Origin of the sequence: Geobacillus sp. G4, from assembly GCF_040327975.1 — a bacterium.
Taxonomy (GTDB): domain Bacteria; phylum Bacillota; class Bacilli; order Bacillales; family Anoxybacillaceae; genus Geobacillus; species Geobacillus thermoleovorans.
In genome coordinates this window covers 269415-292588 of sequence record NZ_JBEPJY010000001.1, presented here as the reverse complement: position 1 = coordinate 292588, position 23174 = coordinate 269415, and the positions used below count along the sequence as shown (strand labels likewise).

The window sequence follows — 23174 nt, the reverse complement described above, 5'->3', positions numbered from 1 at the left end:
TTTTTGCCGTGCGGTTTCTTGTAGTACAACCTCATATAACCTAATATACGAGCATAGGGGGGCGTTTTAGACCATAAGATGAAAGCGGATAGCGCTGCGACAAAGGGGGGAGGAGGCGTGCCGCCAAAAGTCGGATTGGCGCTCGGGTCGGGAGGAGCGCGCGGGTTCGCCCATCTTGGGGTATTGAAAGTGCTCGAGGAGGAGCATATTCCGATTTCCTATTTGGCCGGCAGCAGCATCGGCGCGCTCGTCGCCGTCCTTTACGCAAGCGGCCATGGCCTCCATCGTCTCTATCGGTTGGCTCAATCGTTTCGACGCAACGATTTTCTTGACTGGACGGTGCCGAAAATGGGACTGATCGCTGGCGAGCGCATCACGCAGTTTATTCGCTTGTTGACGAAAGGGAAACGAATCGAGGAGATGTCCCCGCCTGTGGCTGTTGTCGCCGCTGATTTGCAGACAGGGGAGAAAGTCGTGTTTCGGCAAGGGGAAGCAGCCCAGGCGGTGCGGGCGAGCATCTCGATTCCTGGCATTTTTGTGCCGGCGGAGGTGAATGGCAGACTGCTTGTCGACGGCGGCGTCGTTGACCGGGTGCCAGTGTCGGTCGTCCGAGCGATGGGAGCGGATATTGTCATCGCCGTCGATGTCTCTCCGCTCAACACAAAGGCGGAAATTGCGTCGATCGCCGATGTCATTTGGCAGAGTCTCGATATTTTGCAAGCGGAACTGGTAGCTCACCGTCAGCTCGCCTCAGACGTTATGATCCGGCCGCGAGTCGAACAGTATAGCTCGCGGGCGTTCACGGATATTGAGGAAATCATCGCTCGCGGGGAAGAGGAGGCGCGGAAGCAAGTGGGAGCGATCCGTCAAGCGATCGAACAGTGGAAGGAGCCATCACACGAATGAAAAAACGGACGTATATTGCCCTGTTTTTCTTTGGCGCCGCCCTCACCTTTCTGCTCATTTTTATGAAGCTGCCGTATTATGTGACGATGCCGGGAAGCGCGCAAAGTTTAAAGCCGCTCGTTCACGTGGAAAACGGCGACCGCGATAAGGGAACGTTTATGCTTACGACGGTGCGGATGGGGCGGGCGAATGTGATAGCGTATTTGTTTGCCCATATCCGCCCTTTTTATGAGCTTCATCCGGTCGAGGAAATCAAGCAGGAAGGGGAGAGCGACAAGGAATATACGATGCGCCAGCTTGAGCTCATGGAACAGTCGAAGGAAGCGGCGATCATCGTCGCTTATCGCCACGCCGGAAAGCCGGTGTCGTATGAACCTCATGGCGTTTATGTCATGAGCGTCCTCCCTGATATGCCGGCCGCCGGCCGTCTAGAGACCGGCGATCGCATCGTCGCGATCGACGGAAAGCCGCTCGGCACATCGGAGCAGATGGTCAACTACATTCGCGGAAAACAAGCGGGTGATCGCGTCCGCGTCGCATTCATTCGCGGCCGGAAGCGGCAGGAAACAGAGCTCGAGCTGAAGCCGTTTCGACAGCACCCGAACCAAGTCGGCCTTGGGGTGACACTCATGACCGATTATGACGTCCGCACCGACCCGCCGGTTGACGTGGAGTCGGAACAAATCGGCGGACCGTCGGCTGGGCTCATGTTTTCACTTGAAATTTACAACCAACTTGTCGATGAAGATATTACAAAAGGTCATAAAATCGCTGGCACCGGAACGATTGATCTTGACGGAAACGTCGGGCCGATCGGCGGTGTTTCGCAAAAAGTCGTGGCCGCTGACCGCGAAGGAGCCGAGGTGTTTTTCGCCCCGAACGAACATGGTGCGCCGACGTCGAACTATCGCGAGGCGGTGCGGACGGCGAAAAAAATCGGGACGCATATGAAAATCGTCCCGGTCGATACGTTCGACGAGGCAGTTCGTTATTTGCGTTCGATGCCGGAAACGTAAATCGGCGCCGTGGCGTATTCTTCTTTCAGCGCGGCGCTGTAGAGCGGCTCCGGAAAAGCGGCGGCGTACACAGCTGCCGCTCTTTTTTCTTGCTCATAAAGAGAGTCGCCGTTGAGTTTGGATGCTCTGGCGACGAGCGGGAGCGCAGCGCTTTTTTTCACCTGCTTTAAGTAGCGGCGGCCGGCTTCACTCATGCCGAGCAGCCGGATATAGGTCGGGTTGGCCGCTTTGGCTTGCTCCTCCTTTGTGAAATTCGTCAACACATGCGCACATAGGCGTTGCAGCCTTGTCCAGGTGTATCGCTTCGTTTTGACGGCGGCAATGAAGGCGGCAAACGTTTCGGCGTGGGCGATGTGTTGCTTCAACCGGTGTTCGATCCCTTCCTCCATGCCGGCGATGCGGCGCAAGTCGGCCTCTGTGGCGGTCAACAGCCGATATTTTAGGAGCGGAAAATACACTTCCCAATCGTGAAAGCGCCCGTATGTCTCCCGGTATTGGCGGAGTTGTTCGAGCGCAGCGGGCGGAACGTACGCCGCGATCGACTCGAGCTGTCCGGTTTGCCGCAATGTTTTCCGCAGGCTGGTGGCGCTCGCAATCGACGGGTGGGAAAATGATTCGTCATGATAGCCGGCGGCCAGCCGTGGAATCGTGCGCGGCATAATCGCCAGCTTGTTTTGCCAAATGGCTTTCACATACGCAAAACCAAGCACGTTGTTTGGCTGCGACAAATCAAGCGGAGCGGCGCCGAACTTTTGCCACGCTTCAGCGGCGGCCTTCGGAAAGCTTTGTCCGCGCGCCAGCCCGGTGCGGATGAGGGAATCGAACGTTTCCTTCTGTTCGAGCCATGTTTGGGCCGCGGATAAAAAAGCGGAAATTTCCCCCGATTCGCTGCCAAAGCAAAGCTCTTGGCAGCCGATCGCCGCCAGCAGCTGCACCGCCCCGTGGGCAAACTGCTCAGCCGCCTGCACGGCGAAAGCGTACGGAAGCTCGATGACAATATCAATGCCGGCAGCGAGCGCCATTTTCGCCCGCGCCCATTTGGAGACAATAGCAGGTTCGCCGCGCTGCAGGAAATTTCCGCTCATGACGGCGATCAAACAGTCCGCTTCGGTCTTTTGCTTTGTTTCTTGCAAGTGATGGAAATGGCCGTTGTGAAACGGATTGTATTCGACGATCACGCCGACGGCTTTCACTTTTTTTCGCTCCTTTCATGGCGATTCGCGCGGTTTGGCCGCAACGAAATGGCTGTCTATTCTATCTGAACTTAGTATGGAATAGAAAGCGGCGAAGATCAACGGCAGCATGCGGTGAGAACAGCAAAAGAAACGAAGCGGTCGGCCGTTTTCCGATGTCCGCGCGCCGACCGTGCATGTTCGGAATGGCATTTGGAAATGATGGGAGTATGCCGTTCTTTTCCCAAGGAATGAGTGGTTGTAAAGAAAAAACATTGACAAAACTAGAAACGAAACGTATAATTTTATTCGTTGCCTTGAGGTGATGATATGAAATGGACGGTCCAACAGCTTCGCCGTTTTCAACATAAGGAAATGGCGATTGATGAGACGGTCGATGTGTCCGATTTAAAACAAATTGACACGTTGATCCGCGATATTTCGCCGGTGCACGTCCGAGGAAAAGCGGATGTCGGATCGGCAAAATTCACGTTTCATTTGACGTTGTCCGGAACGATGGTGTTGCCTTGTTCGCGGACGCTTGTCGATGTGACGTATCCGTTTTCCATTCAGACGACGGAGACGTTTTTTGCGGATGGCAGCGGCATCGTGGAGACCGATGAGGACACCCATATGGTGGCGGGGGACACGATTGATTTGAATCCCATCATCCGCGAGTTGATTTTGCTTGAAATCCCGTTGCAGCTTATCGCCGAAGGACCGGTTGCCGGCGGAGCTCCGCAACATGGGGAAGGATGGGACGTTCTGTCGGAAGAAGAATGGGAGAAAGCGATGCAAGAGCGGGAAAAGAAAGTAGATCCTCGCCTTGCAGGGCTGGCCAAGTTTTTCAAGGAAAAACGAGAGGAATGATCGTGAGTCGGCGTTGCCGGCCGATGGCGCCGAATATTGCGCACCGTCCGGCAGCCGCCTTGTGTGCCGGCGGACGGCGGCCTCGAGGTTGACTGATCCGCCGGCATGGATATGCCAAAATGCGCCCGACAAGGAGGTGGGAATGATGGCAGTACCTTTTAGAAGAACATCGAAAACGAGAAAACGGCTGCGCCGCACGCACTTTAAACTGCAAGTGCCAGGCATGGTGCAATGCCCGAACTGCGGCGAATGGAAATTGGCGCACCGCGTCTGCAAAGCATGCGGAACATACAAAGGAAGAGATGTCGTCAACAAATAATGGCCGACATCGAACGACAGGCTGTCCGAAAAGAGGACAGCCTTTTTGATTGTCTGCAAAAAATCAACGCTGTTCGTCTAGGCGGCAGTTTTTTTCGTCGTGAGGCAGGAAATTGAAGAGAACGCGCCCAATTCATTGATGTGATGAAGAAAGGAGAGACGTGCTGATGGAAGCAATGTTGGAGCATCATGACGGCATTGCACTGTTTACGATTTGCCGTCCAGAGAAACGGAATGCGATCAATTTTGCCGTGATGGGGGCGCTTGAGGAGGCGATGGAACAGACGGCGGCTGATCCACAGGTGAAAGTGTTCGCCATTACCGGCGCCGGCAGCGAGGCGTTTTGCTCCGGCGGCGATTTGAGCGAGTTTGGGCATTTGCGCGGCACGGAGGCAAGACAGATGCTCATGCGCATGGGAGAGCTGCTGTACAGGCTGCTGACGTTTCCGAAGCCGACGGCCGCCCTTGTCAACGGAACAGCGATGGGGGGCGGCTGCGAGCTGGCGACCGCTTGCGATTTTCGCTTTGCTAAAGAAGGAAGCCGGATCGGATTTGTGCAAGGCCGGCTTGGCATTACAACCGGCTGGGGAGGAGCGTCGATGCTGTTTGCCAAACTTCCGTACGGGCGGGCGCTTGACTTATTGCTGCGCGCCGAGCCGATGACGGCGGAGGCGATGGAAGCGTGCGGTTGGGTTGACGCCATCCTGCCAGCCGAACATTGGCGCGAACAATGGCGTGAACGGCTGGCGCCTTATGCGGAGCGATCGCTTTCCGTCTTGCAGGCATATAAGGCCGCAGCCGGCGAAAAATGGCGAACAGCTTGGTTTCGAGAGCGGTTTTTCGCCGAGATCGCCCGTTGCGCCGAGCTGTGGGGGTCGGCTGAACATGAACAGGCATTGCGTCCTTTTTTGTGTAAGAAGTAATTTTTTCCTTCTACCGTTTCTACTAGCCGCATACATATAATGACAAAGCGGCGATAAGGGGGGAAGGGGATGACGGGAGTACGTCAAGATGCATGGACGAAAGAAGAGGATGAGTTGTTGGCGAATGTTGTGCTTCAGTATATTCGCGAAGGCGGCACCCAGCTGGAGGCGTTTGCCGAAGTCGGGCGGCGCTTGTCGCGGACGGCGGCAGCGTGCGGATTTCGCTGGAATTCGTGCGTTCGCAAGCAGTACAAGGAGGAGATCGAGCAAGCCAAGCAAGAACGGAAGATGCGAAAAAAAGAAACCCCATCAACAAAGGAAAGCGAGGGGCAGGAGAAGGTGGAAGCGGCAGTCAAAAGCCATTTGTCATGGGCGGAAGTGCTGGCCTTTTTGCAAGCTGAGGAGCAAAAGGCGCGCGACGCTCGACGGACGGCCGATGAAAACCGGGCGCTCAAAAACGATATGGAGCAGCTGCAGCAAATGGTAACGAAGTTGCAAATGGAAAAAGAATCGCTGCAAAAACAACTAGCTGCGATCCAGGAGGAGTATAAAACGCTGCTTTCCATTATGGAGCGGGCGCGCAAAATGGTGACAGACAGCGGGAAACCGGCGCCGAATGCAGTGGCTGAAGGCGTCGACGAAGGGTAAAGGCTGGCTTTTCGCCGGCTTTTTTTCTTAACGGAAGAAGAAGATCTCTGCTAAAATAAGGCTAACGCCATGTTGCAAGAAAGCGGGGGAGAAGGATTGAACATTGGGATTGTCGGCGGCGGAGCAGTCGGATTGCTGCTCGCCGCTTATCTTGGGCGGCGCCATGGGGTGACGGTCTATACGAGGCGTCCGTCCCAAGCAAGGCAGCTTGCCGAGCATGGTGTGGCGCTAAAAAAAGATGGCGAGACATCGGTCGTGGCGGTGCGCGCGCAGCCGTTTGCTGGAGCGGAGCTGGACGAGCCGCTCGTGTTTGTGACCGTCAAACAGTACGATCTCGCTTCCGTCTGTGCGCAAATCGACGCGTTTCGCCGCGTTCGCACGCTCGTTTTTTTGCAAAACGGCATGGGGCATCTCGAGCAGTTGACGATGTTTGCCGACAAAAATGTCCTCGTCGGCGTTGTGGAGCATGGCGCAATGAAGCTAGATGACCGGACGGTGGCGCATACGGGCGCCGGAAAGCTGACACTTGCTTCCCGCTACGGTTCACTTGGCGACGCCCGGGAGCTTCGGGAAGGGGAGCGCGGCTTTCCGATCGAATGGGCCGATGATTGGGAGCGCATTCTTGTGGACAAGCTTGTCGTCAACGCCGTCATCAATCCGCTCACCGCTCTATTGCAAGTGAAAAACGGGGCGCTGCTAGAAACGGCTCCGTACCGCGATATGATGAGGCAGCTGTTTGATGAGGTGCGGAACGTGCTGCCTCTTGAAGACGCCAATCGGGCGTGGGAGCGCGTCGTCCGCATATGCCAAAAAACAGCGGACAACTATTCGTCGATGTATATGGACTTGGCGAACGGGCGCCGGACGGAGATTGACGCCATTTTGGGCTATGTGTTGAAACAAGGGGAGGCGCGCGGCGCTATGCTGCCGGTCGTCCGCTTTGTCTTTTGCGCGGTGAAAGGGAAGGAAGGGAGAGAGACGGATGGGTGATTGGCTCGCTTCAACGCTGGCGACGTTTGTGACCGCGCCGCTTCTGCTGTTTTTGCTCGTCTACTTCGGAGCACGCTTGGTCGGCAGGCGGAGGCGGGCAGCGTTTTACGCCGCGGTCAACGCTGCGACTGTTTTTTTCATCGCCGCTGTCTATTTTTTGCTGACAGTGCTGTTTGGGAAATCGTACTTCGTTCCTCTTCTTCTCTTTTTGTTTGGTCTGCACGCGGCGATCGCGCTTGGCTATTGGCGGAAAAAGGCGGACTTTCGGTTGCGGACGGTGTTCCGCGTCTTTTGGCGGGCGAGTTTTCTCATTTTTGCCTCCCTTTACGCCGGGCTGCTTGTATACGGAATGGCCATTCGCGTTGCGATGAGCCTTTAGTGTGGCCGAGCAAGCCTTTTTTCTCTTGGCAATAAACGTGCTATACTCATGAAAGAATACATAAGAAAGGGAGTTTTTAGCCATGGAAGTTCGCGAAATTCCGTTGCCAGCAGCGACGAAATTGGCGGCTGATTACATAACCGGCGCGTTTCCAGCAGAGAGCGGCTTCGCTTATGCCCAGGCGGACGATGAAGCGTTTTGTCGGCGGTTGGCCTATTTGCAAGGAAGAACCTATGACCGAGAAGGGCTTGCCGACTATTTGCGTGCTTATCACCGGCGCTTCTCGGCGAGTGTGGCTACGATGGCAAACATTGAGAAACTGCGCAATGAGCGAAGCGTCGTCATTGTCGGCGGGCAGCAAGCCGGGCTGTTGACTGGGCCGCTGTATACGATTTATAAGATCATCACCATCATCCAGCTTGCCAAAGAGCAGGAACGAAAATTGGGCGTGCCGGTCGTGCCGCTGTTTTGGATCGCCGGCGAAGATCATGACATCGCGGAAATCGATCATGTCTATGTCGTTGAGGAAGGAGAAGTAAAAAAAGCAGCGTACCCACACAAAACGAACGAAAAACGGATGGCCGCCGATGTGCTGCTGGACCGGATGGCTGCGAAAGAGTGGATCGAGCGCGTCGTCAAAACATATGGGGAAACGGACGTGACGAATGAGCTGCTCTTCTTTTTGTCATCGTGTCTTGATGAGGCGCGCACGTTTGTCGACTTTTTTGCCGCCATTGTGCTCCGGTTGTTCGCTGATCACGGTTTAGTTGTTTTGAACGCTGGCGATGCGGCGGTGCGGCCGCTTGAGCGCCGCTTTTTCGCTGCGCTCATTGAACGCCATCGCGATGTGACGGCCGCGGTGCTCGCTCAGCAAGAGGCGTTGCGCACGCTCGGATATGCGCCGCTGATTGAAATCGGTCGTGACGCGGCCAACTTGTTTTATTACGACGGCCGTGAACGTTCGCTTTTGCAGTATGATGAGGAACGCGGCCTGTTTCACAATAAAGCGGGAACTCTCGTTTGGACAAGAGAAGAGCTGCTTGAGCTTGCCGAAACGAATCCGGCCCGTTTAAGCAACAATGTCGTCACCCGTCCGCTCATGCAAGAGCATTTGCTGCCGACGCTCGCTTTCGTTGCCGGACCGGGGGAGATCGCTTATTGGGCGGAATTGAAAGAGGCGTTCCCGCTTTTCGACCTAGAAATGCCTCCAGTCGTGCCGCGTCTGCAGGCGACGATTGTCAGCCGTTCGCTGCAAACCGACCTGTCCGATATCGGTCTTGAGGTGGCTGATGTATTGACTGGGCGGCTCGATGAAGCAAAGCGGGAGTGGCGGGAGGCGACCGCTCAAGCGCCGCTTGCTTCGGCGTTTGCCAAAGCGAAGGCGGACATTGACGCGGCGCACCGGCCGCTTCGTGAGCTTGGGGTGGCGATTGACCGCGGATTGGAGGGATTGGTGGCGAAAAATGCCGCCATCCTTCAGGCGCAAATCGAGTTTCTTCAGCACGCGCTCGAGCGGGCGCTGTTGCGCAAACATGAGACGGAGTGGCGGAAATTTTGGCGCATCGAGACGTCGCTTCGGCCGAACGGCGCGCTCCAGGAGCGGGTTTGGAACGTGTTTTATTACATCAACCGCTACGGATTTGATTTTGTAGAAAAACTTTTGGCCATTCGCAGTCCTGGCAATGGAATGCATAAAATTGTATATATGTGAGGCTTTTTCAAAGAAAAAGTCGAAAAGAAACATCCTGCTTTGAGCAGGATTTTCTTTTTTGTGAAATGAATTGTAAAAAAACAACATTCATTAAATGGAAATAAAAGTAAAGGGGTGAAGCCGCCAGGATGGCTGTGATTGGCCCGTCCGACAAAAAGAAACAAAAAAGGACGTTTTTTTACAAAAAAAGCTAAAATTTTGTCCATCTCTGCGATATAATAAGGAGGCGGCCACTGGCCGATGTGAGTGTGGCTTTACGCAACGAAGGTGGTGGACATGTGTTTCAACATACAACAGTGTTGCTGAAAGAGGCAGTCGATGGGCTGAACATCCGCCCTGACGGCATTTACGTCGATTGTACGCTGGGCAGCGGCGGCCATAGCGAATATTTGCTCTCCCGTTTGTCGGAACATGGGAAGCTGTTTGCCTTTGACCAAGACGAAGCCGCCATCATGCATGCGCGCGAACGGCTCGCCCGCTACGGCCGGCAAGTGCAGTTTGTGCACCGGAACTTCCGGTTTTTGCAAGAGGAGCTTTCGGCGCTTGGCGTCAAGTCCGTCGACGGCGTCTTGTTTGATTTGGGTGTTTCTTCACCGCAGCTTGACGAACCCGAGCGCGGCTTCAGTTATCAGCACGATGCGCCGCTTGATATGCGGATGAACCGCAAGCAGCGGCTGACGGCGGCGGAGATTGTCAACTGCTGGCCATACGAGGAGCTCGTCCGCATCTTTTTCCGTTACGGCGAAGAGAGGTTTTCGAAGCAAGTGGCGCGCAAAATCGAGGAAGTGCGCCGCACGAGGCCGATTAAAACGACGGGGGAGCTCGTTGATGTGATCAAGGCGGCGATTCCCGCCCCGGCTCGCCGCAGCGGCGGACACCCGGCCAAACGCATTTTTCAGGCGCTCCGCATCGCGGTCAACGACGAACTTGAGGCGTTTCGCGAGGCGCTCGAGCAGGCGATCGAACTGCTTGCACCCGGTGGACGGGTGAGCGTCATTACGTTTCATTCGCTTGAAGATCGCATTTGCAAAGAAACGTTTAAAAAGGCGAGCGAAAGTCCGCCATTGCCTCCGGGGCTTCCGGTTCTCCCCGACGACTACCGCCCCGTGCTGAAAATCATTACAAAAAAACCGATCGTTCCTTCCGAGGAAGAGCTCGAACGAAACCACCGCGCCCGTTCGGCCAAACTCCGCATTGCCGAAAAGCTGTAGATGACGAAAATAGCGGGGAAACACAACCAATTTCAATGCGGGCGCCGCCCATTGCGGCGAAAAACGAATGCATGGAGAAACAGGAGGGGAAAAATGTGAACGATGCAGCAGTCAAAGTCGCGCGTGAACAACGACATCCGGCGGCACCGCCAAGCCCGAAGACGCGGCGGAAGCAGCGCTTTCGCCTGTCGCTGGCTGAAAAGATGCTATTTGTGTTGTTTTTCTTGTTTGTCTTCTATGCGGCGGTTCATATCGTCTCGAACCAAGTGCGCATTTACGAATTGAACAAAGGGGTGCAAAAGCTCGAGGCGTCGATTGACGAGCAGAAAAAGGAAAACAATGACCTATATGTCGAGGTGCAACGGCTGAGCGCGTACGAACGCATTTTGCAAAAGGCAAAAGAGCTCGGTTTGTCGCTCAACGAAAACCATGTGAAAGTTGTGCAGGAATGATCGGCGATGGAGGCAAGAAAGCATCGCAACACCCATCAGGGAGCGTTCATCCTGTTTTGCCTGTTCGGCTTTCTCTTTTCTCTGTTGTTCGCCCGCTTTGTGCAGCTTGAATGGACCGGCAAAGCGGACGGCCAAACGCTGGCTGTGATCGCGGAGCGGCAGCATCAACAAACGCGGACGATCAAGGCGAAGCGCGGAACGATTTTCGACCGCAACGGCGCCATTTTGGCTGAAGATGTACCGTCGTATACGGTTGTGGCCATTTTGGATCCGAAGATGACAACCGATCCAGATCATCCGCACCATGTGGTCGATCCGAAAAAAACAGCGGAACAACTCGCCCCGTTGCTTGGCATGGACGTCGAGGCGATGGAACGCATTTTGACCAAAAAAGCGAAGCAAGTCGAGTTTGGGGCCTACGGCCGCAACATCAGTTTTGAGCTGAAGCGAAAAATCGAAGCGCTCCATTTGCCAGGCATCGCTTTCATCCGCGACACGAGCCGGTTTTATCCGAACGGCATGTTTGCGTCGCACGTCATCGGCTATGCGCAAAAAAATGCAGCCAACGAAACGGTCGGCAAAATGGGAGTGGAAAAAGAGCTTGACCGGTATTTGCGTGAAGAAGACGGCTATGTGTCGTTTGCCGGCGACATAAACGGCTTCCGCCTCCCCGGGGGGAAAGAGCGCATTGTCAAGCCGGACAATGGGGCAAACGTCTATTTGACGATTGACGGAAAGATTCAATCGTTTTTGGAAGATGCGATGAACAGCGTCGAGAAGCAATACAAGCCGAAAAAAATGATCGCCATCGTCGCTGATCCAAAAACAGGGAAAATTTTGGCGATGGCGACGCGTCCGAGCTTTGACCCAAACAAGCGTGATATTACGAACTTTTTAAATGACGCCATTTCCTATCCGTATGAGCCGGGATCGACGATGAAAGTGTTCACGCTCGCGGCGGCCATCAACGAAGGAGTGTATAACGGCAACGAAACGTATCGCTCCGGTTCCTACAAAGTGGGGCCGAACACGATCCGCGACCATAACGATGTCGGCTGGGGGACGATCACGTTTAATGAAGGGGTGCAGCGCTCTTCAAACGTCGCCTTTTCGATTTTAGTGAAAGAAAAGCTTGGTGAAGATCGGTTTTTGCAATATTTGCACCGTTTCCATTTTGACCGGAAAACGGGCATCGATTTGCCGAACGAAGCGGTCGGACAAATCCGCTATCGCTACCCGATTGAACGAATTACGACCGGATTCGGCCAAGGGACATCGGTGACGCCAATCCAGCAAATCCAAGCGGCGACGGCGATCGCCAACGATGGGAAAATGATGAAGCCGTATGTCATCGAGAAAGTCGTCGACCCAGACAGCGGCAAAGTCGTGCTCGATCATGGGCCGACCGTGGTCGGCGAGCCGATTACGGCGGAAACCGCGCGCAAAGTGCGCGCCATTTTAGAGACGGTCGTCACGTCCGAGCACGGCACCGGCCGTCCGTACCAAATCAACGGCTACCGCGTCGCCGGCAAAACGGGGACGGCGCAAATTCCGTCGGCTTCCGGGGGCTATTTGACCGGACGGGAAAACTACATTTTTTCGTTTTTAGGCATGGCGCCGACGGATGATCCGAAGCTTCTCATGTATGTCGCGGTCCAACAGCCGCACCTCGATGTGACCGAAACCGGAGCGGCGCCGGTGTCGCAAATTTTTACGACGGTGATGAAAAGCAGTTTGCAATATTTGCATATTGAACCGAACGGGGAAAAACGAATGAAAGCAAAGACTGCCCAACCGCAGGCGCTTGATTCATGGATCGGCCAGCCGGCGGCTTCGGCAGCAGAGCAGCTGAAGGAAAAGGGATATGTGCCGGTCGTGATCGGCCGCGGCAAATATGTTGAGCAGCAGCTTCCGCAAGGCGGCGATCACGTTCTTTTGGGCGAACGGGTCGTGTTGAAAACGGACGGGGCGGCAACGATGCCGGATTTGCGCGGCTTCTCGCTGCGCGACGCTATGAAAGTGGCTCATATACTCGGCTTGCGGCCGAGCACGAAAGGGACCGGCTATGTCGTCAGCCAAAACATTCGTCCGGGATCGGAGGTGCGCAAAGGCGATTATTTAATTGTTGAATTGGCTCCGCCGCGCCAATGGGAGAAAGAGGCGGCGGAGAAGGAGAAAGAGGCGGCTTTACGGAAAGAAGCCGAGCCGCATGAATGATTTTTGCCGTTCTATAACGGGGCGTACAAGCATATAGTGGAACGAGCCCACCATGAAGGAGGTTCCGCCATATGCGCGTATCGTACGTTACCGTGCGCAAGCGGTTGACGATCGTGTTTTTGATCGGGATTTTGATCTTTGCCATTATCGATCTCCGTCTCGGCTACGTCCAATTTTGGCTCGGCGATCTATTAGCGGAACGGGCGAAAGGGCTATGGGGCCGGAACATTCCGTTTGAGCCGAAGCGAGGCGAAATTTTGGACCGCAACGGCGTCCCGCTGGCGACGAACATGAGCGCGCCGACGGTGTATGTCATTCCGCGGCAAGTCAAAAACCCGGCAGAGGCGGCGAAAAAGTTGGCCGGGGTGCTGGGCGGTTCGATCGAATCCATCTATAAACAAATCACGCAAAAAACGTCGATCGTCCGCCTGAAAGAAGGGCGGAAAATTTCCGATGAAAAAGCGGCGAATGTGCGCTCCCTCGACTTGGATGGGGTGTATATCGCGGAAGATACGAAGCGCTACTATCCGTTTGGCAGCTATTTGTCGCACGTGCTCGGCTTCACCGGCATTGACAACCAAGGGCTCACCGGGTTGGAGCTGTATTATGACAAGGAACTGAGGGGCGAGCGCGGCTCCGTTCAGTTTTATTCCGATGCGAAAGGGCGGCGCATGCCCGATATCGCTGATGACTATACGCCGCCGACTGACGGCTTGAATTTGGTGTTGACGATCGATTCGCGCATTCAGACGATCATTGAGCGCGAACTTGACATCGCGGAGGCGAAATACAATCCGGACGGCATCATCGCGATCGCCATGGACCCGAACACCGGTGAAATTTTGGCGATGGCGAGCCGGCCGACGTTCAATCCAGCGGATTACCGGAGCGTTCCTCCGGAAATTTACAACCGCAACTTGCCGATTTGGAGCACGTACGAACCGGGATCGACGTTTAAAATCATTACGCTGGCCGCAGCGCTTGAGGAACATAAGGTGAATTTGCTGAAAGACCATTTCTTTGACCCGGGCTACGCCAAAGTAGCCGGCGCTACGCTTCGCTGCTGGAAAAAAGGCGGCCACGGAGATCAGACGTTTTTGGAAGTCGTGCAAAACTCGTGCAACCCGGGGTTTGTCGAGCTTGGCGAGCGGCTTGGAAAGGAGACGTTGTTTCGTTACATTAAGCAATTCGGTTTTGGTGAGAAAACGGGCATCGACTTGCAAGGCGAAGGAACAGGCATTTTGTTTGATTTGAAACGGGTCGGGCCGGTGGAACTGGCAACGACGGCGTTTGGCCAAGGAGTGTCGGTGACGCCGATCCAGCAAGTCGCTGCCGTGTCGGCGGCAATCAATGGCGGCATTTTGTACACTCCGTACATTGCCAAGCAGTGGGTCGACCCGGAAACAGGAGAGATCGTCCGCCGCAACACGCCAAAAGCGAAACGGCGCGTCATTTCCGAGGAAACATCGAAACAAGTCCGCTACGCACTTGAGAGCGTCGTCGCTCAAGGAACAGGGAAAAAGGCGTATGTCGAAGGGTACCGCGTCGGCGGCAAAACGGGAACGGCGCAAAAGGCGCAAGGCGGCCGCTATTTGCAAAACAACCATATCGTTTCGTTCATCGGCTTCGCTCCGGCAGATGACCCGAAGCTTGTCGTGTACGTCGCCGTCGACAACCCGAAAGGAACGGTTCAGTTCGGCGGCACGGTCGCTGCCCCGATTGTAGGAAAAATTATGGAAGATAGTTTGCGCACGTTGGGCGTGAAGCCCCGCAAAGACCAGCTCGAGAAGGAGCGCGACTGGAACGAGCCGAAAGTCATTGAAGTGCCAAACTTGATCGGAATGACAAAAAATGATTTGCAAGAGCAGCTTTTTGACTTAAAATTAGATGTTAGTGGCGAGGGAGATGTCGTTGTGGAACAATCCCCGAAGCCAGGGGCGAAAGTGAAAGAAGGCTCAACGGTCCGCATTTATTTGGCGAAACGCGAAGCGGCGGAAGAACGGTAAGACACGGTAAGACGAACGTGCAAGGGGCGACCGATGCGATGACACATCGGGTTGGTTGTGCCCCTTTTTCCGCTGTCTGCCTAACGGAGCGGACGATTTCGAAGCGAAAGGGATGAACGAAATATGAAACTGCTGACGCTGCTGTCACACTTGCCCGGTTTTTGGGTGCACCATGGAGGCAATCCCGATATCGTGGCGCTCGAAATGGACTCGCGCCGCGTTGCCTCCGGTTCTCTCTTTTTTTGCCTTAAAGGGTTTACAGTAGACGGACACGACTTTGCCGAGGAAGCGGTGGCGCGCGGAGCGGCGGCGATCGTGGCCGAGCGGCCGCTTTCCGTTGATGTTCCCGTCGTTCTTGTGTCGGACAGCCGGCGGGCGATGGCGATTTTAGCGGACGCGTTTTACGGGCGGCCGACCCACCGCCTTCATTTAATCGGAGTGACAGGCACAAACGGCAAGACGACGACAACGTCGATCATCGAACAAATCGCGAGAAAAGCCGGCAAGAAAACAGGGCTCATTGGCACGGTTCACATCAAGGTCGGCGACCGCTCCTATCCGGCGGCCAATACGACGCCGGAGTCGCTCATTTTGCAGCGCACGTTTAAACAGATGGTCGATGAAGGAGTGGAGTTTGTCGCCATGGAAGTGTCGTCGCACGCGCTGCACCAAGGGCGGGTGCATGGCTGCGATTACGATGTGGCCGTCTTTACGAACTTAACGCAAGACCATTTGGATTATCACGGGACAATGGAAGAATATCGGAACGCCAAAGGGCTTTTGTTTGCCCAGCTCGGCAACCGCTACGACGAACGGCGGCCGAAATTTGCCGTTCTCAATCATGACGATCCGGTTTCGCAGTATTATAAACATATGACGGCCGCGCCGATCGTCACATACGGGATGAGGGAAAAAAGCGATGTGATGGCGGAACAGATCCGCATGACCGCAGGCGGCATGGCGTTTCGGCTTTGCACGCCGCACGGATCGGCGGCGGTCGAAACGAAACTTGTCGGCTCGTTCAATGTCTATAACATTCTCGCCGCTGCCGCTGCCTGCCTTGCCTCTGGCTTTTCGCTTGAAACGATCGCCGCGGCGCTTGCGGATGTCGAGCCGGTGCCGGGGCGGTTTGAAACGGTTGATGAAGGGCAAAACTTTACGATCATCGTCGATTACGCCCACACGCCGGACAGTTTAGAAAATGCCTTAAAAACGGTGCGCCAATTGGCGAAGCGAAACGTGTATGTCGTCATCGGCTGCGGCGGCGACCGCGACCGGTCGAAACGGCCGCTCATGGCGCAGGTGGCGGTGCGGTATGCGGATGTCGCTATTTTTACCTCCGACAATCCGCGTTCGGAAGACCCGAAGCAAATTTTGCGCGACATGGAAGCGGGAGTAAGCGCTGAGATCGGAAAGCATGTGACGATTCCTGACCGTGAAGAGGCGATCCGCTACGCCATTGGCCAGGCGCAGGAAGGCGATGTTGTGTTGATTGCCGGCAAAGGGCATGAAACGTATCAAATCATTGGCAACGATGTGATTGAGTTTGACGATCGCGCTGTTGCCCGAGCGGCAGTGAAGGAGAGAGGATGACCATGATCGCATACAGGACGGTGCAATCGATGGCGGTGGAGGCGCGCGGCATTGTTGATGAAACGATCCGCTTTCACGCCGTGTTCGTCAACCCAGCCAAACAAGTGAAAAAAGGGTTGTTCGTTCCGCTCGAAAACGGGGCGGAAACATTGAAAACGGCGATTGAACACGGAGCGATCGCTTCATTTTGGCGTCTGGGAGAGCCGTTGCCGCGCTACATTCCAAATCAATTTCCGATCTTTTTCGTTCCGTCGCCGCTCGAGGCGGCAGCGGCATTGTTCGAGCGATACTTGGAGCAAGACCGTGCAGAGGGTGTGCAGTTTTTCTTCGCTCTTCCTGAAGACAGCCCCCTTGCTGGCGAGGCTGTGCGCCGCCGACTGGCGGAATTGGAGAAGCGATGGCTGGACGCTCGGCCGTTTAAAGGATGTGACGATGCATGCCAGAACAAGCGATCGTGATTGCCATGGCGGTTTCCTTTCTCATCACTGTCGTTTTGTCGCCGCTGTTCATCCCGTTTTTGCGGCGGTTGAAATTCGGACAAAGCATCCGCGAGGAAGGGCCGAAGTCGCATCAAAAAAAATCAGGCACGCCGACGATGGGCGGCATCATGATTTTGTTGGCGATTGTGGCGACGACCTTATGGATCACACCAAAAATCGCCGGCTTGTCGACGAGGACGTATTTGCTGTTGTTGGTCACCGTCGGCTATGGGGTGCTCGGCTTCCTCGACGATATGATCAAAGTCGTGATGAAGCGAAATCTTGGCTTGACGAGCCGGCAAAAATTTATCGGCCAGCTCCTTATCGCAGCCATCTTTTTTGCCGTCTACCGCCAAAGCGGCTTTTCGACGGTGTTACATATTCCCGGCGCCGATTGGTCGGTCGACCTCGGATGGGCGTACGGCGTGCTCTTGTTGTTCATGCTTGTCGGCGGTTCGAACGCTGTCAACTTGACCGACGGGCTTGACGGGCTGCTTGCCGGAACGGCGGCGATCGCCTTTGGCGCTTATGCCGTCTTGGCTTGGAATCAAGGCCAGTACGATGTCGCTGTATTTTGCGTCGCTGTTGTTGGCGCCGTGCTTGGCTTTTTAGTGTTTAACGCCCACCCAGCGAAAGTGTTTATGGGCGACACCGGCTCGCTCGCACTTGGCGGGGCGATCGCCGCTGTCGCTGTCCTGACGAAGCTTGAGCTGTTGCTTGTCATCATCGGCGGTGTGTTTGTCATCGAGACGCTGTCGGTCATCATTCAAGTGGCTTCGTTCAAAACGACGGGACGGCGCGTGTTCCGCATGAGTCCGCTTCATCATCATTATGAGCTTGTCGGCTGGTCAGAATGGCGGATCGTTGTGACGTTTTGGGCCGTCGGCCTTTTATTTGCGATGCTAGGAATTTATATCGAGGTGTGGATGTAATTGAAACCGACTCGTTTTTATCAACATCGTCGTGTGCTTGTCATTGGATTGGCGAAAAGCGGAGCGGCGGCAGCTCGGCTTCTTGCGGAGTTAGGCGCTAAGGTCGTCGTCAATGATCAAAAGCCGCTTTCGGAAAACATGGAGGCCAAGCAGCTTGAACCGCTGGGCATTCGCGTCGTTTGCGGCGGTCATCCGCTTGAACTGCTTGATGAGCCGTTTGACCTTGTCGTGAAAAACCCGGGCATTCCGTACACGAACCCGATGGTGAAAAAGGCGCTTGAGAAGGGGCTTCCGGTTGTGACCGAAGTGGAGCTTGCTTATCACATTTCCGAAGGGCCGTTTATCGGCATCACCGGGTCCAACGGAAAAACGACGACGACGACGCTCATTTACGAAATGTTAAAAGCGGACGGCCAAGATCCGCTGCTTGCCGGCAACATCGGCCTTGTCGCCTGCGAGGTGGCGAGGGAAGCGAAGCCGGGGCAATGGCTTGTCACGGAACTGTCTTCGTTCCAGCTTGCCGGCATTGACAAGTTTCGCCCAGCCATTGCGGTTTTGCTCAATATTTTCGACACCCACTTGGACTACCACGGAACGAAAGAGGCGTATGCAGCGGCAAAGGCGAACATTTTCCGCAATCAAACGGAGCGCGATTATGCCGTCGTCAATGCCGACGATCCGCTCGTGATGAACATTGCCTCCTCGGTTCGATCGCAAAAAGTGCTGTTTTCGGCGACGAAGCTTCTTGGCGAAGGGGCGTACGTTCAAGATGGCGCCATCTATTGGAACGGTGATCCAGTTATCAGAATCGCTGACATCGTTCTTCCTGGACAGCACAATTTGGAAAACATTTTAGCGGCGGTGGCGGCCGCCAAGCTGGCCGGCGCCAGTGATGAGGCGATCCGCCAGGTGCTGGCGACGTTTTCCGGCGTGAAACATCGGCTTCAGTATGTGGCGGAAATTGACGGCCGGCGGTTTTACAACGACTCGAAAGCGACGAACATCTTAGCGACGCAAAAGGCGCTTTCAGCGTTTGCCGGCGAGCCGGTCATTTTGCTCGCTGGCGGGCTTGACCGCGGCAATGAGTTTGATGATCTTCTCCCGTATTTGCAACAGGTGAAGGCGGTCGTACTGTTCGGCCAGACGGCGGATAAAATCGGCCGCATCGCCCAAAAAGCGGGAATAGAAACGATCCGATATGTCGATAATGTGGAAAAAGCCGTCCCGGTTGCTTTCGAGCTTTCCGAGCCGGGCGACGTCATTTTGCTCTCTCCAGCATGCGCCAGCTGGGATCAATACAAAACTTTCGAGGAGAGAGGGGACATTTTTATCAATGCCGTGCATAAGTTGAAATAGAGGGAAAGGGACAGCCCTTCCCCTCTAGTTTACAAAAATAGAGGTGTTGGGCATTGCCGCGGAAAAAGTCTGCGCCGGATTTTTTGCTCATTCTTTTGACGTTTTCGCTCTTGGCCATCGGACTTATTATGGTGTACAGCGCGAGCGCCATTTGGGCGGAATACAAATTCAACGATTCGTTTTTCTTCGCCAAGCGCCAGCTATTGTTTGCGGGCGTCGGCATTATCGCTATGTTTTTTGTCATGAACATCGATTATTGGGTGTGGCGCGACTGGTCGAAAGTGCTGCTTGGCGTCTGTTTTGTGCTGCTCGTTCTTGTGCTCATTCCCGGCATCGGCATGGTTCGCAACGGGTCGCGCAGCTGGATCGGCGTCGGGGCGTTTTCGATCCAGCCGTCCGAGTTTATGAAGCTGGCTATGATCGCTTTTTTGGCCAAATATTTATCGGAAAACCAAAAAAAAATTACGTCATTTAAACAAGGATTGTTGCCGGCGCTTTTGCTTGTGTTTGCCGCGTTCGGCATGATTATGCTGCAGCCGGACTTAGGAACGGGCACCGTTATGGTTGGTACGTGCGTGACGATGATTTTCGTCGCCGGCGCCCGTCTCAGCCATTTTGCCGGGCTTGGCGTTTTGGGGCTCGCTGGGCTTGCCGCCCTCATCCTGTCGGCTCCATATCGAATCAAGCGGATTACATCGTTTTTAAACCCATGGGAAGATCCACTTGGAAGCGGATTTCAAATCATCCAGTCGCTGTACGCCATTGGGCCTGGCGGCTTGTTCGGCCTTGGGCTCGGGCAGAGCCGACAAAAGTTTTTTTATTTGCCGGAGCCGCAAACCGACTTTATTTTCGCCATTTTAGCTGAAGAGCTCGGCTTTATCGGTGGTTCACTCGTTCTCCTGCTCTTTGCTCTTCTTCTTTGGCGCGGTGTGCGCATTGCCCTTGGCGCCCCTGACTTGTACGGAAGTTTTTTGGCGCTTGGCATTATTTCGATGATCGCGATTCAAGTGATGATCAATATCGGCGTTGTGACGGGACTGATGCCCGTTACCGGCATCACGCTCCCGTTTTTAAGCTACGGTGGATCGTCGCTGACGTTGATGTTGATGGCCATCGGCGTGCTGCTTAATATCAGCAGGCATGCCCGGTATTAGGCAAGCGGCGGATGTCCGCCGTTTTTTTGGCGTCTCTCGAACGCAGCCCATCGTCGAACGGTGCCGGCAAATGCGATAAAAACAGGCTCTCTCTTGCATTCATTTGTGATATAATGAAAATAAGTGCAAAAACAAAGAAACGGCAGCGGATGCCGTTTGTTTTTATACCGGTCGTTTCAGCGCGGGCTTTGAAGAAGAAAGCGGGGAATGCGATGGAAAAGGGAAAAGTCGTCGTCTTGGAGGACCGCGTGCCGAAACTGAAGGAGCGGCGCCGCCAGAAAGCGAACCGCCGGCTCATTGCGTACTTATCTTTCTTTTTTCTATTTATTTTGTGCGTCCTTTACTTCCAGTCGCCGCTTGGCGCTGTCGGGCATGTGGAAGTGAGCGGCAACCGTCATCTCACAGCGGAGCGCATCATCAGCTTAAGCGGCATTACGAAGCGGACAAGCTTTTGGAAAGTGAATGAACAAAACGTGGAAAAAAAGCTCACTCGCCATCCAGAAATTAAGGAGGCCACAGTGGAAAAACAGCTGCCGAACACGATCGCCATCCACGTCCGCGAATGGCGGCGAATCGCTTATGTGTATGACCGGCAAACGTTTTTTCCATTGCTTGAAAACGGGCGGCTGTTAAAGCAAGAAGGGACGAAGACGGCGCCAAGCGATGCGCCGGTGCTTGTCGGCTGGAAAGACGGCGACGCCATTGCTGAAATGACGGGGCAGCTCGCCGAACTGCCCGCGGCCGTGCTGGGCGCCATGTCGGAAATTCACTACAAGCCGACGAGGGAATATGAAGACCGCGTCATCGTCTACATGAATGACGGTTATGAAGTAAGCGCGACAATCCGGCAATTTGCGGACAAGCTGTCGCATTATCCTGCGATTGCCGCCGCGCTTGACCGAAACGTCAAAGGAGTCATTCATTTGGAAGTCGGCAGCTATTTTGTTCCTTACTCCCCCCCGAAAAAGGAGGATGGCGATGAAACGACAAGCCCGTAGCCGCCTCCTGCTGACGTTGATCTGCTTGATCTTCGGCGCCATGCTCGGGTTCTCGTACCAACATGCGAAAAACGAAGCATCCCGCCGCGAATGGAGCGACAGCGAGTGGAAAAAAGAGTACGAATATCGCTCGGCGCTTCTTGCTTTGCAAAAAGAAAACCGGTCGCTCAAGCAGCAGCTTGTCAAAAAGCAGGAGGAGCTGGCTGCGTGGGAGAAGAAGCTGGCCGAGGAGCAGGAGAACGAGGCCGGATTGGCAAAAGAAGCGGAACAGCTGCGCATGCATGTCGGAAAAGCGAGGGTGAAAGGGAAAGGTGTAGCAGTCACCCTTTCCGATTCCTCTTATATCCCCTCTGAAGCGAGCGCTACCAATTATATCGTTCATGAACAGCACGTATGGAAAGTTGTTCACGAGTTGCTCATTTCCGGCGCCGAAGCGGTCGCTATTAATGGGCAGCGCATTTCCCACCGTTCATACATCGTCTGCAACGGCCCAGTCATTGAGGTCGATGGAACGCAGCATGCCGCTCCGTTTGTCATTTCGGCCATTGGCAATCCGGACGTGCTCATGTCCGCTCTAGAGCTTCCCGGCGGCATCGTCGACGAACTTGTCGAAGACCATATCGACGTAAAAGTGGAAAAGCAAGGAGCGATCGTGTTGGATCCGGTGTTTGCGCCCGAGCCGTAAAACGGGCGGAAAGGGGCGGTGAAGCGCATTGGAACGGAAAAATCGATTCTATTTTGCCGGCGTAGCTGCCATATTCGGTGTGATGCTGGCCGTCGGGCTTCGGACGACGCTGCATCCGGAAGGACGCGACACGCGCGACATTTGGGAGTTGCGCGCCGATTTGACAAAAGAGCAGAAGCTTGAACAACGGCTGCTTGAGGAGCTAGAGAGTTACGAGGAAACATTGCGCCGCTACCGGCGGGAACACGAGGCGGGCGGCGCGACAGAGCTTGAAGCGACAGTCGTGAAGCTGAGGGAAGAAGCCGGGCTGACAGAAGTGAGAGGAAGCGGTCTCGTGTTGACGATCGCGCCGCTTTCGGCGGCCGGCTACGTTGGTCCGGCCGTTGCCGCCGTATCGCCCGAGCTATTGCAACGGTTAGTGAATGAGTTGAACAAATACGGGGCGAAAGAAATCGCCATCGACGGTGAGCGACTGACGAACCGGACGGCCATTCGCGATGTCAATGGCGCAACGAAAGTCGGGAGCCGCTCAGTGAGGCTGCCAGTCGAAGTGAGAGCAATCGCCGATGATGCGGACAAGCTGTACAGCGGGCTCGCCGTTTCGCCGATCCGCGATGATTTCGCCGTGGAAAACTTGGAGCTGTCAATATCCAAGCCCCAGCCGCTCGTTGTCATTCCGCCCGCGGCTAGCCGCCCTGATGTGAAATACATGGAGACAGCGAACGGCGGCAAGGAGGAGAAATAGCATGTGGCTTCCGCTTCTCGGATTGCTTCTTGGGTTTGCCATCGGCGTTTTCGCCGGCTGGGAAGTTCCCGATGAATATTCCAATTATTTGTCGATTGCCATTTTGGCCGCCTTTGATACATTAATCGGAGGATGGCGCGCCCACCTGCAGCGGACGTACGACGAAACCGTATTTATAACCGGGTTTTTTTTCAACATTGTTCTGGCCGCAACTTTAACTTTTCTTGGGGTGCATCTTGGTGTAGACTTGTATTTAGCGGCTGTGTTCGCCTTCGGCGTCCGCTTGTTTCAAAACATTGCCATCATCCGCCGCCTTTGGCTTGCTGAGTGGGCCAAGCGGCGGTACAATCGCGAAAAAAGTTAGGCAAAAGACAGGGAAAGTGTTTTCGCGTGTTGAATTATATAGGGTAAAA

At 54.8% G+C, this 23174-nt stretch carries 23 protein-coding genes; 22 read left to right on the top strand and 1 reads right to left on the bottom strand.

Annotated elements, in window-relative coordinates; all coding sequences use genetic code 11:
- Window positions 1-117 precede the first annotated feature (117 nt).
- Both ABS784_RS01420 and ABS784_RS01415 read left to right on the top strand, forming a co-directional pair.
- Complete coding sequence (locus tag ABS784_RS01420; RefSeq protein ID WP_013145863.1) at window positions 118-906, top strand: patatin-like phospholipase family protein; 789 nt, start codon at window positions 118-120, stop codon at window positions 904-906.
- Window positions 903-1922 (top strand): SepM family pheromone-processing serine protease, encoded by a 1020-nt coding sequence (locus tag ABS784_RS01415; protein ID WP_023634051.1) that lies wholly within the window; start codon window positions 903-905, stop codon window positions 1920-1922. The genes ABS784_RS01420 and ABS784_RS01415 overlap by 4 nt, the downstream gene beginning before the upstream one ends.
- Here the strand turns inward: ABS784_RS01415 and ABS784_RS01410 are convergent.
- Complete coding sequence (locus ABS784_RS01410; protein ID WP_352511201.1) at window positions 1895-3115, bottom strand: nucleotidyltransferase; 1221 nt, start codon at window positions 3113-3115, stop codon at window positions 1895-1897. The genes ABS784_RS01415 and ABS784_RS01410 overlap by 28 nt on opposite strands.
- Window positions 3116-3424: 309 nt before the next feature.
- Here ABS784_RS01410 and ABS784_RS01405 point away from each other — a divergent pair, with 309 nt between their 5' ends.
- From ABS784_RS01405 to ABS784_RS01310, 20 genes are all read left to right on the top strand, one after another.
- On the top strand, window positions 3425-3964 hold the full coding sequence (locus ABS784_RS01405) for a YceD family protein (protein ID WP_352511199.1): 540 nt from the start codon (window positions 3425-3427) through the stop codon (window positions 3962-3964).
- 145 nt (window positions 3965-4109) lie between these two features.
- Window positions 4110-4283: a 50S ribosomal protein L32 gene (gene rpmF / locus ABS784_RS01400; RefSeq protein WP_011230605.1), complete on the top strand. Its 174-nt coding sequence runs from the start codon at window positions 4110-4112 to the stop codon at window positions 4281-4283.
- 166 nt (window positions 4284-4449) lie between these two features.
- Window positions 4450-5205, top strand: coding sequence for an enoyl-CoA hydratase/isomerase family protein (locus tag ABS784_RS01395; protein ID WP_352511196.1), 756 nt, complete (start codon window positions 4450-4452; stop codon window positions 5203-5205).
- Window positions 5206-5274: 69 nt separating this feature from the next.
- The gene (locus tag ABS784_RS01390; RefSeq protein WP_011230607.1) at window positions 5275-5853 is read left to right on the top strand and encodes an RsfA family transcriptional regulator; all 579 of its coding nucleotides are present in this window, start codon (window positions 5275-5277) and stop codon (window positions 5851-5853) included.
- A 69-nt stretch (window positions 5854-5922) separates the two neighbouring features.
- On the top strand, window positions 5923-6843 hold the full coding sequence (locus tag ABS784_RS01385; protein WP_014195370.1) for a 2-dehydropantoate 2-reductase: 921 nt from the start codon (window positions 5923-5925) through the stop codon (window positions 6841-6843).
- Window positions 6836-7222: a DUF3397 domain-containing protein gene (locus ABS784_RS01380; RefSeq protein WP_011230609.1), complete on the top strand. Its 387-nt coding sequence runs from the start codon at window positions 6836-6838 to the stop codon at window positions 7220-7222. The genes ABS784_RS01385 and ABS784_RS01380 overlap by 8 nt, the downstream gene beginning before the upstream one ends.
- A gap of 82 nt (window positions 7223-7304) precedes the next feature.
- Window positions 7305-8933, top strand: coding sequence for a bacillithiol biosynthesis cysteine-adding enzyme BshC (bshC, locus tag ABS784_RS01375; RefSeq protein ID WP_011230610.1), 1629 nt, complete (start codon window positions 7305-7307; stop codon window positions 8931-8933).
- Window positions 8934-9211: 278 nt separating this feature from the next.
- Window positions 9212-10144, top strand: a complete 933-nt coding sequence (gene rsmH, locus ABS784_RS01370) for a 16S rRNA (cytosine(1402)-N(4))-methyltransferase RsmH (protein ID WP_011230611.1) — start codon at window positions 9212-9214, stop codon at window positions 10142-10144.
- A 95-nt stretch (window positions 10145-10239) separates the two neighbouring features.
- Window positions 10240-10596: a cell division protein FtsL gene (ftsL, locus tag ABS784_RS01365; protein ID WP_011230612.1), complete on the top strand. Its 357-nt coding sequence runs from the start codon at window positions 10240-10242 to the stop codon at window positions 10594-10596.
- A gap of 6 nt (window positions 10597-10602) precedes the next feature.
- Window positions 10603-12813 (top strand): penicillin-binding protein, encoded by a 2211-nt coding sequence (locus ABS784_RS01360; protein WP_062898513.1) that lies wholly within the window; start codon window positions 10603-10605, stop codon window positions 12811-12813.
- Between the two features lie 71 nt (window positions 12814-12884).
- Window positions 12885-14819 carry a stage V sporulation protein D gene (locus ABS784_RS01355; protein ID WP_015374355.1) on the top strand — a complete coding sequence of 645 codons (1935 nt, stop codon included), beginning with the start codon at window positions 12885-12887 and terminating at the stop codon, window positions 14817-14819.
- A 123-nt stretch (window positions 14820-14942) separates the two neighbouring features.
- Window positions 14943-16412 (top strand): UDP-N-acetylmuramoyl-L-alanyl-D-glutamate--2,6-diaminopimelate ligase, encoded by a 1470-nt coding sequence (locus tag ABS784_RS01350; protein WP_352511191.1) that lies wholly within the window; start codon window positions 14943-14945, stop codon window positions 16410-16412.
- A complete protein-coding gene (locus ABS784_RS01345; RefSeq protein ID WP_011230616.1) occupies window positions 16409-16870 on the top strand; it encodes a hypothetical protein in 462 nt (153 codons plus the stop codon). Before ABS784_RS01350 ends, ABS784_RS01345 begins: the two co-directional genes overlap by 4 nt.
- Complete coding sequence (mraY, locus tag ABS784_RS01340) at window positions 16849-17823, top strand: phospho-N-acetylmuramoyl-pentapeptide-transferase (RefSeq protein WP_011230617.1); 975 nt, start codon at window positions 16849-16851, stop codon at window positions 17821-17823. Before ABS784_RS01345 ends, mraY begins: the two co-directional genes overlap by 22 nt.
- Complete coding sequence (gene murD / locus ABS784_RS01335) at window positions 17824-19179, top strand: UDP-N-acetylmuramoyl-L-alanine--D-glutamate ligase (protein ID WP_352511189.1); 1356 nt, start codon at window positions 17824-17826, stop codon at window positions 19177-19179. It abuts the gene before it with no gap.
- A gap of 53 nt (window positions 19180-19232) precedes the next feature.
- Entirely contained in the window at window positions 19233-20333 is a 1101-nt protein-coding gene (gene spoVE / locus ABS784_RS01330) for a stage V sporulation protein E (RefSeq protein WP_011230619.1), read from the top strand.
- Window positions 20334-20545: 212 nt separating this feature from the next.
- Window positions 20546-21331 carry a cell division protein DivIB gene (gene divIB / locus ABS784_RS01325; protein ID WP_011230620.1) on the top strand — a complete coding sequence of 262 codons (786 nt, stop codon included), beginning with the start codon at window positions 20546-20548 and terminating at the stop codon, window positions 21329-21331.
- Window positions 21312-22016, top strand: coding sequence for a DUF881 domain-containing protein (locus ABS784_RS01320; protein ID WP_011230621.1), 705 nt, complete (start codon window positions 21312-21314; stop codon window positions 22014-22016). Before divIB ends, ABS784_RS01320 begins: the two co-directional genes overlap by 20 nt.
- A 28-nt stretch (window positions 22017-22044) precedes the next feature.
- Window positions 22045-22761 carry a DUF881 domain-containing protein gene (locus ABS784_RS01315; protein ID WP_318538718.1) on the top strand — a complete coding sequence of 239 codons (717 nt, stop codon included), beginning with the start codon at window positions 22045-22047 and terminating at the stop codon, window positions 22759-22761.
- A gap of 1 nt (window position 22762) precedes the next feature.
- Window positions 22763-23125 (top strand): small basic family protein, encoded by a 363-nt coding sequence (locus tag ABS784_RS01310; protein ID WP_011230623.1) that lies wholly within the window; start codon window positions 22763-22765, stop codon window positions 23123-23125.
- Window positions 23126-23174: the final 49 nt, after the last annotated feature.

Bases quoted from the DNA above. Each gene is read 5' to 3' on its own strand.
- ABS784_RS01350 (WP_352511191.1), top strand. From the start codon at position 14,943: ATGAAACTGCTGACGCTGCTGTCACACTTGCCCGGTTTTTGGGTGCAC.
- rpmF (WP_011230605.1), top strand. From the start codon at position 4,110: ATGGCAGTACCTTTTAGAAGAACATCGAAAACGAGAAAACGGCTGCGC.
- ABS784_RS01415 (WP_023634051.1), top strand. From the start codon at position 903: ATGAAAAAACGGACGTATATTGCCCTGTTTTTCTTTGGCGCCGCCCTC.
- divIB (WP_011230620.1), top strand. From the start codon at position 20,546: ATGGAAAAGGGAAAAGTCGTCGTCTTGGAGGACCGCGTGCCGAAACTG.
- ABS784_RS01360 (WP_062898513.1), top strand. From the start codon at position 10,603: ATGGAGGCAAGAAAGCATCGCAACACCCATCAGGGAGCGTTCATCCTG.
- mraY (WP_011230617.1), top strand. From the start codon at position 16,849: ATGCCAGAACAAGCGATCGTGATTGCCATGGCGGTTTCCTTTCTCATC.
- ABS784_RS01320 (WP_011230621.1), top strand. From the start codon at position 21,312: ATGAAACGACAAGCCCGTAGCCGCCTCCTGCTGACGTTGATCTGCTTG.
- bshC (WP_011230610.1), top strand. From the start codon at position 7,305: ATGGAAGTTCGCGAAATTCCGTTGCCAGCAGCGACGAAATTGGCGGCT.
- ABS784_RS01405 (WP_352511199.1), top strand. From the start codon at position 3,425: ATGAAATGGACGGTCCAACAGCTTCGCCGTTTTCAACATAAGGAAATG.
- ABS784_RS01380 (WP_011230609.1), top strand. From the start codon at position 6,836: ATGGGTGATTGGCTCGCTTCAACGCTGGCGACGTTTGTGACCGCGCCG.
- ABS784_RS01390 (WP_011230607.1), top strand. From the start codon at position 5,275: ATGACGGGAGTACGTCAAGATGCATGGACGAAAGAAGAGGATGAGTTG.
- ABS784_RS01310 (WP_011230623.1), top strand. From the start codon at position 22,763: ATGTGGCTTCCGCTTCTCGGATTGCTTCTTGGGTTTGCCATCGGCGTT.
- ABS784_RS01345 (WP_011230616.1), top strand. From the start codon at position 16,409: ATGACCATGATCGCATACAGGACGGTGCAATCGATGGCGGTGGAGGCG.
- ABS784_RS01355 (WP_015374355.1), top strand. From the start codon at position 12,885: ATGCGCGTATCGTACGTTACCGTGCGCAAGCGGTTGACGATCGTGTTT.
- ABS784_RS01385 (WP_014195370.1), top strand. From the start codon at position 5,923: ATGTTGCAAGAAAGCGGGGGAGAAGGATTGAACATTGGGATTGTCGGC.
- ABS784_RS01395 (WP_352511196.1), top strand. From the start codon at position 4,450: ATGGAAGCAATGTTGGAGCATCATGACGGCATTGCACTGTTTACGATT.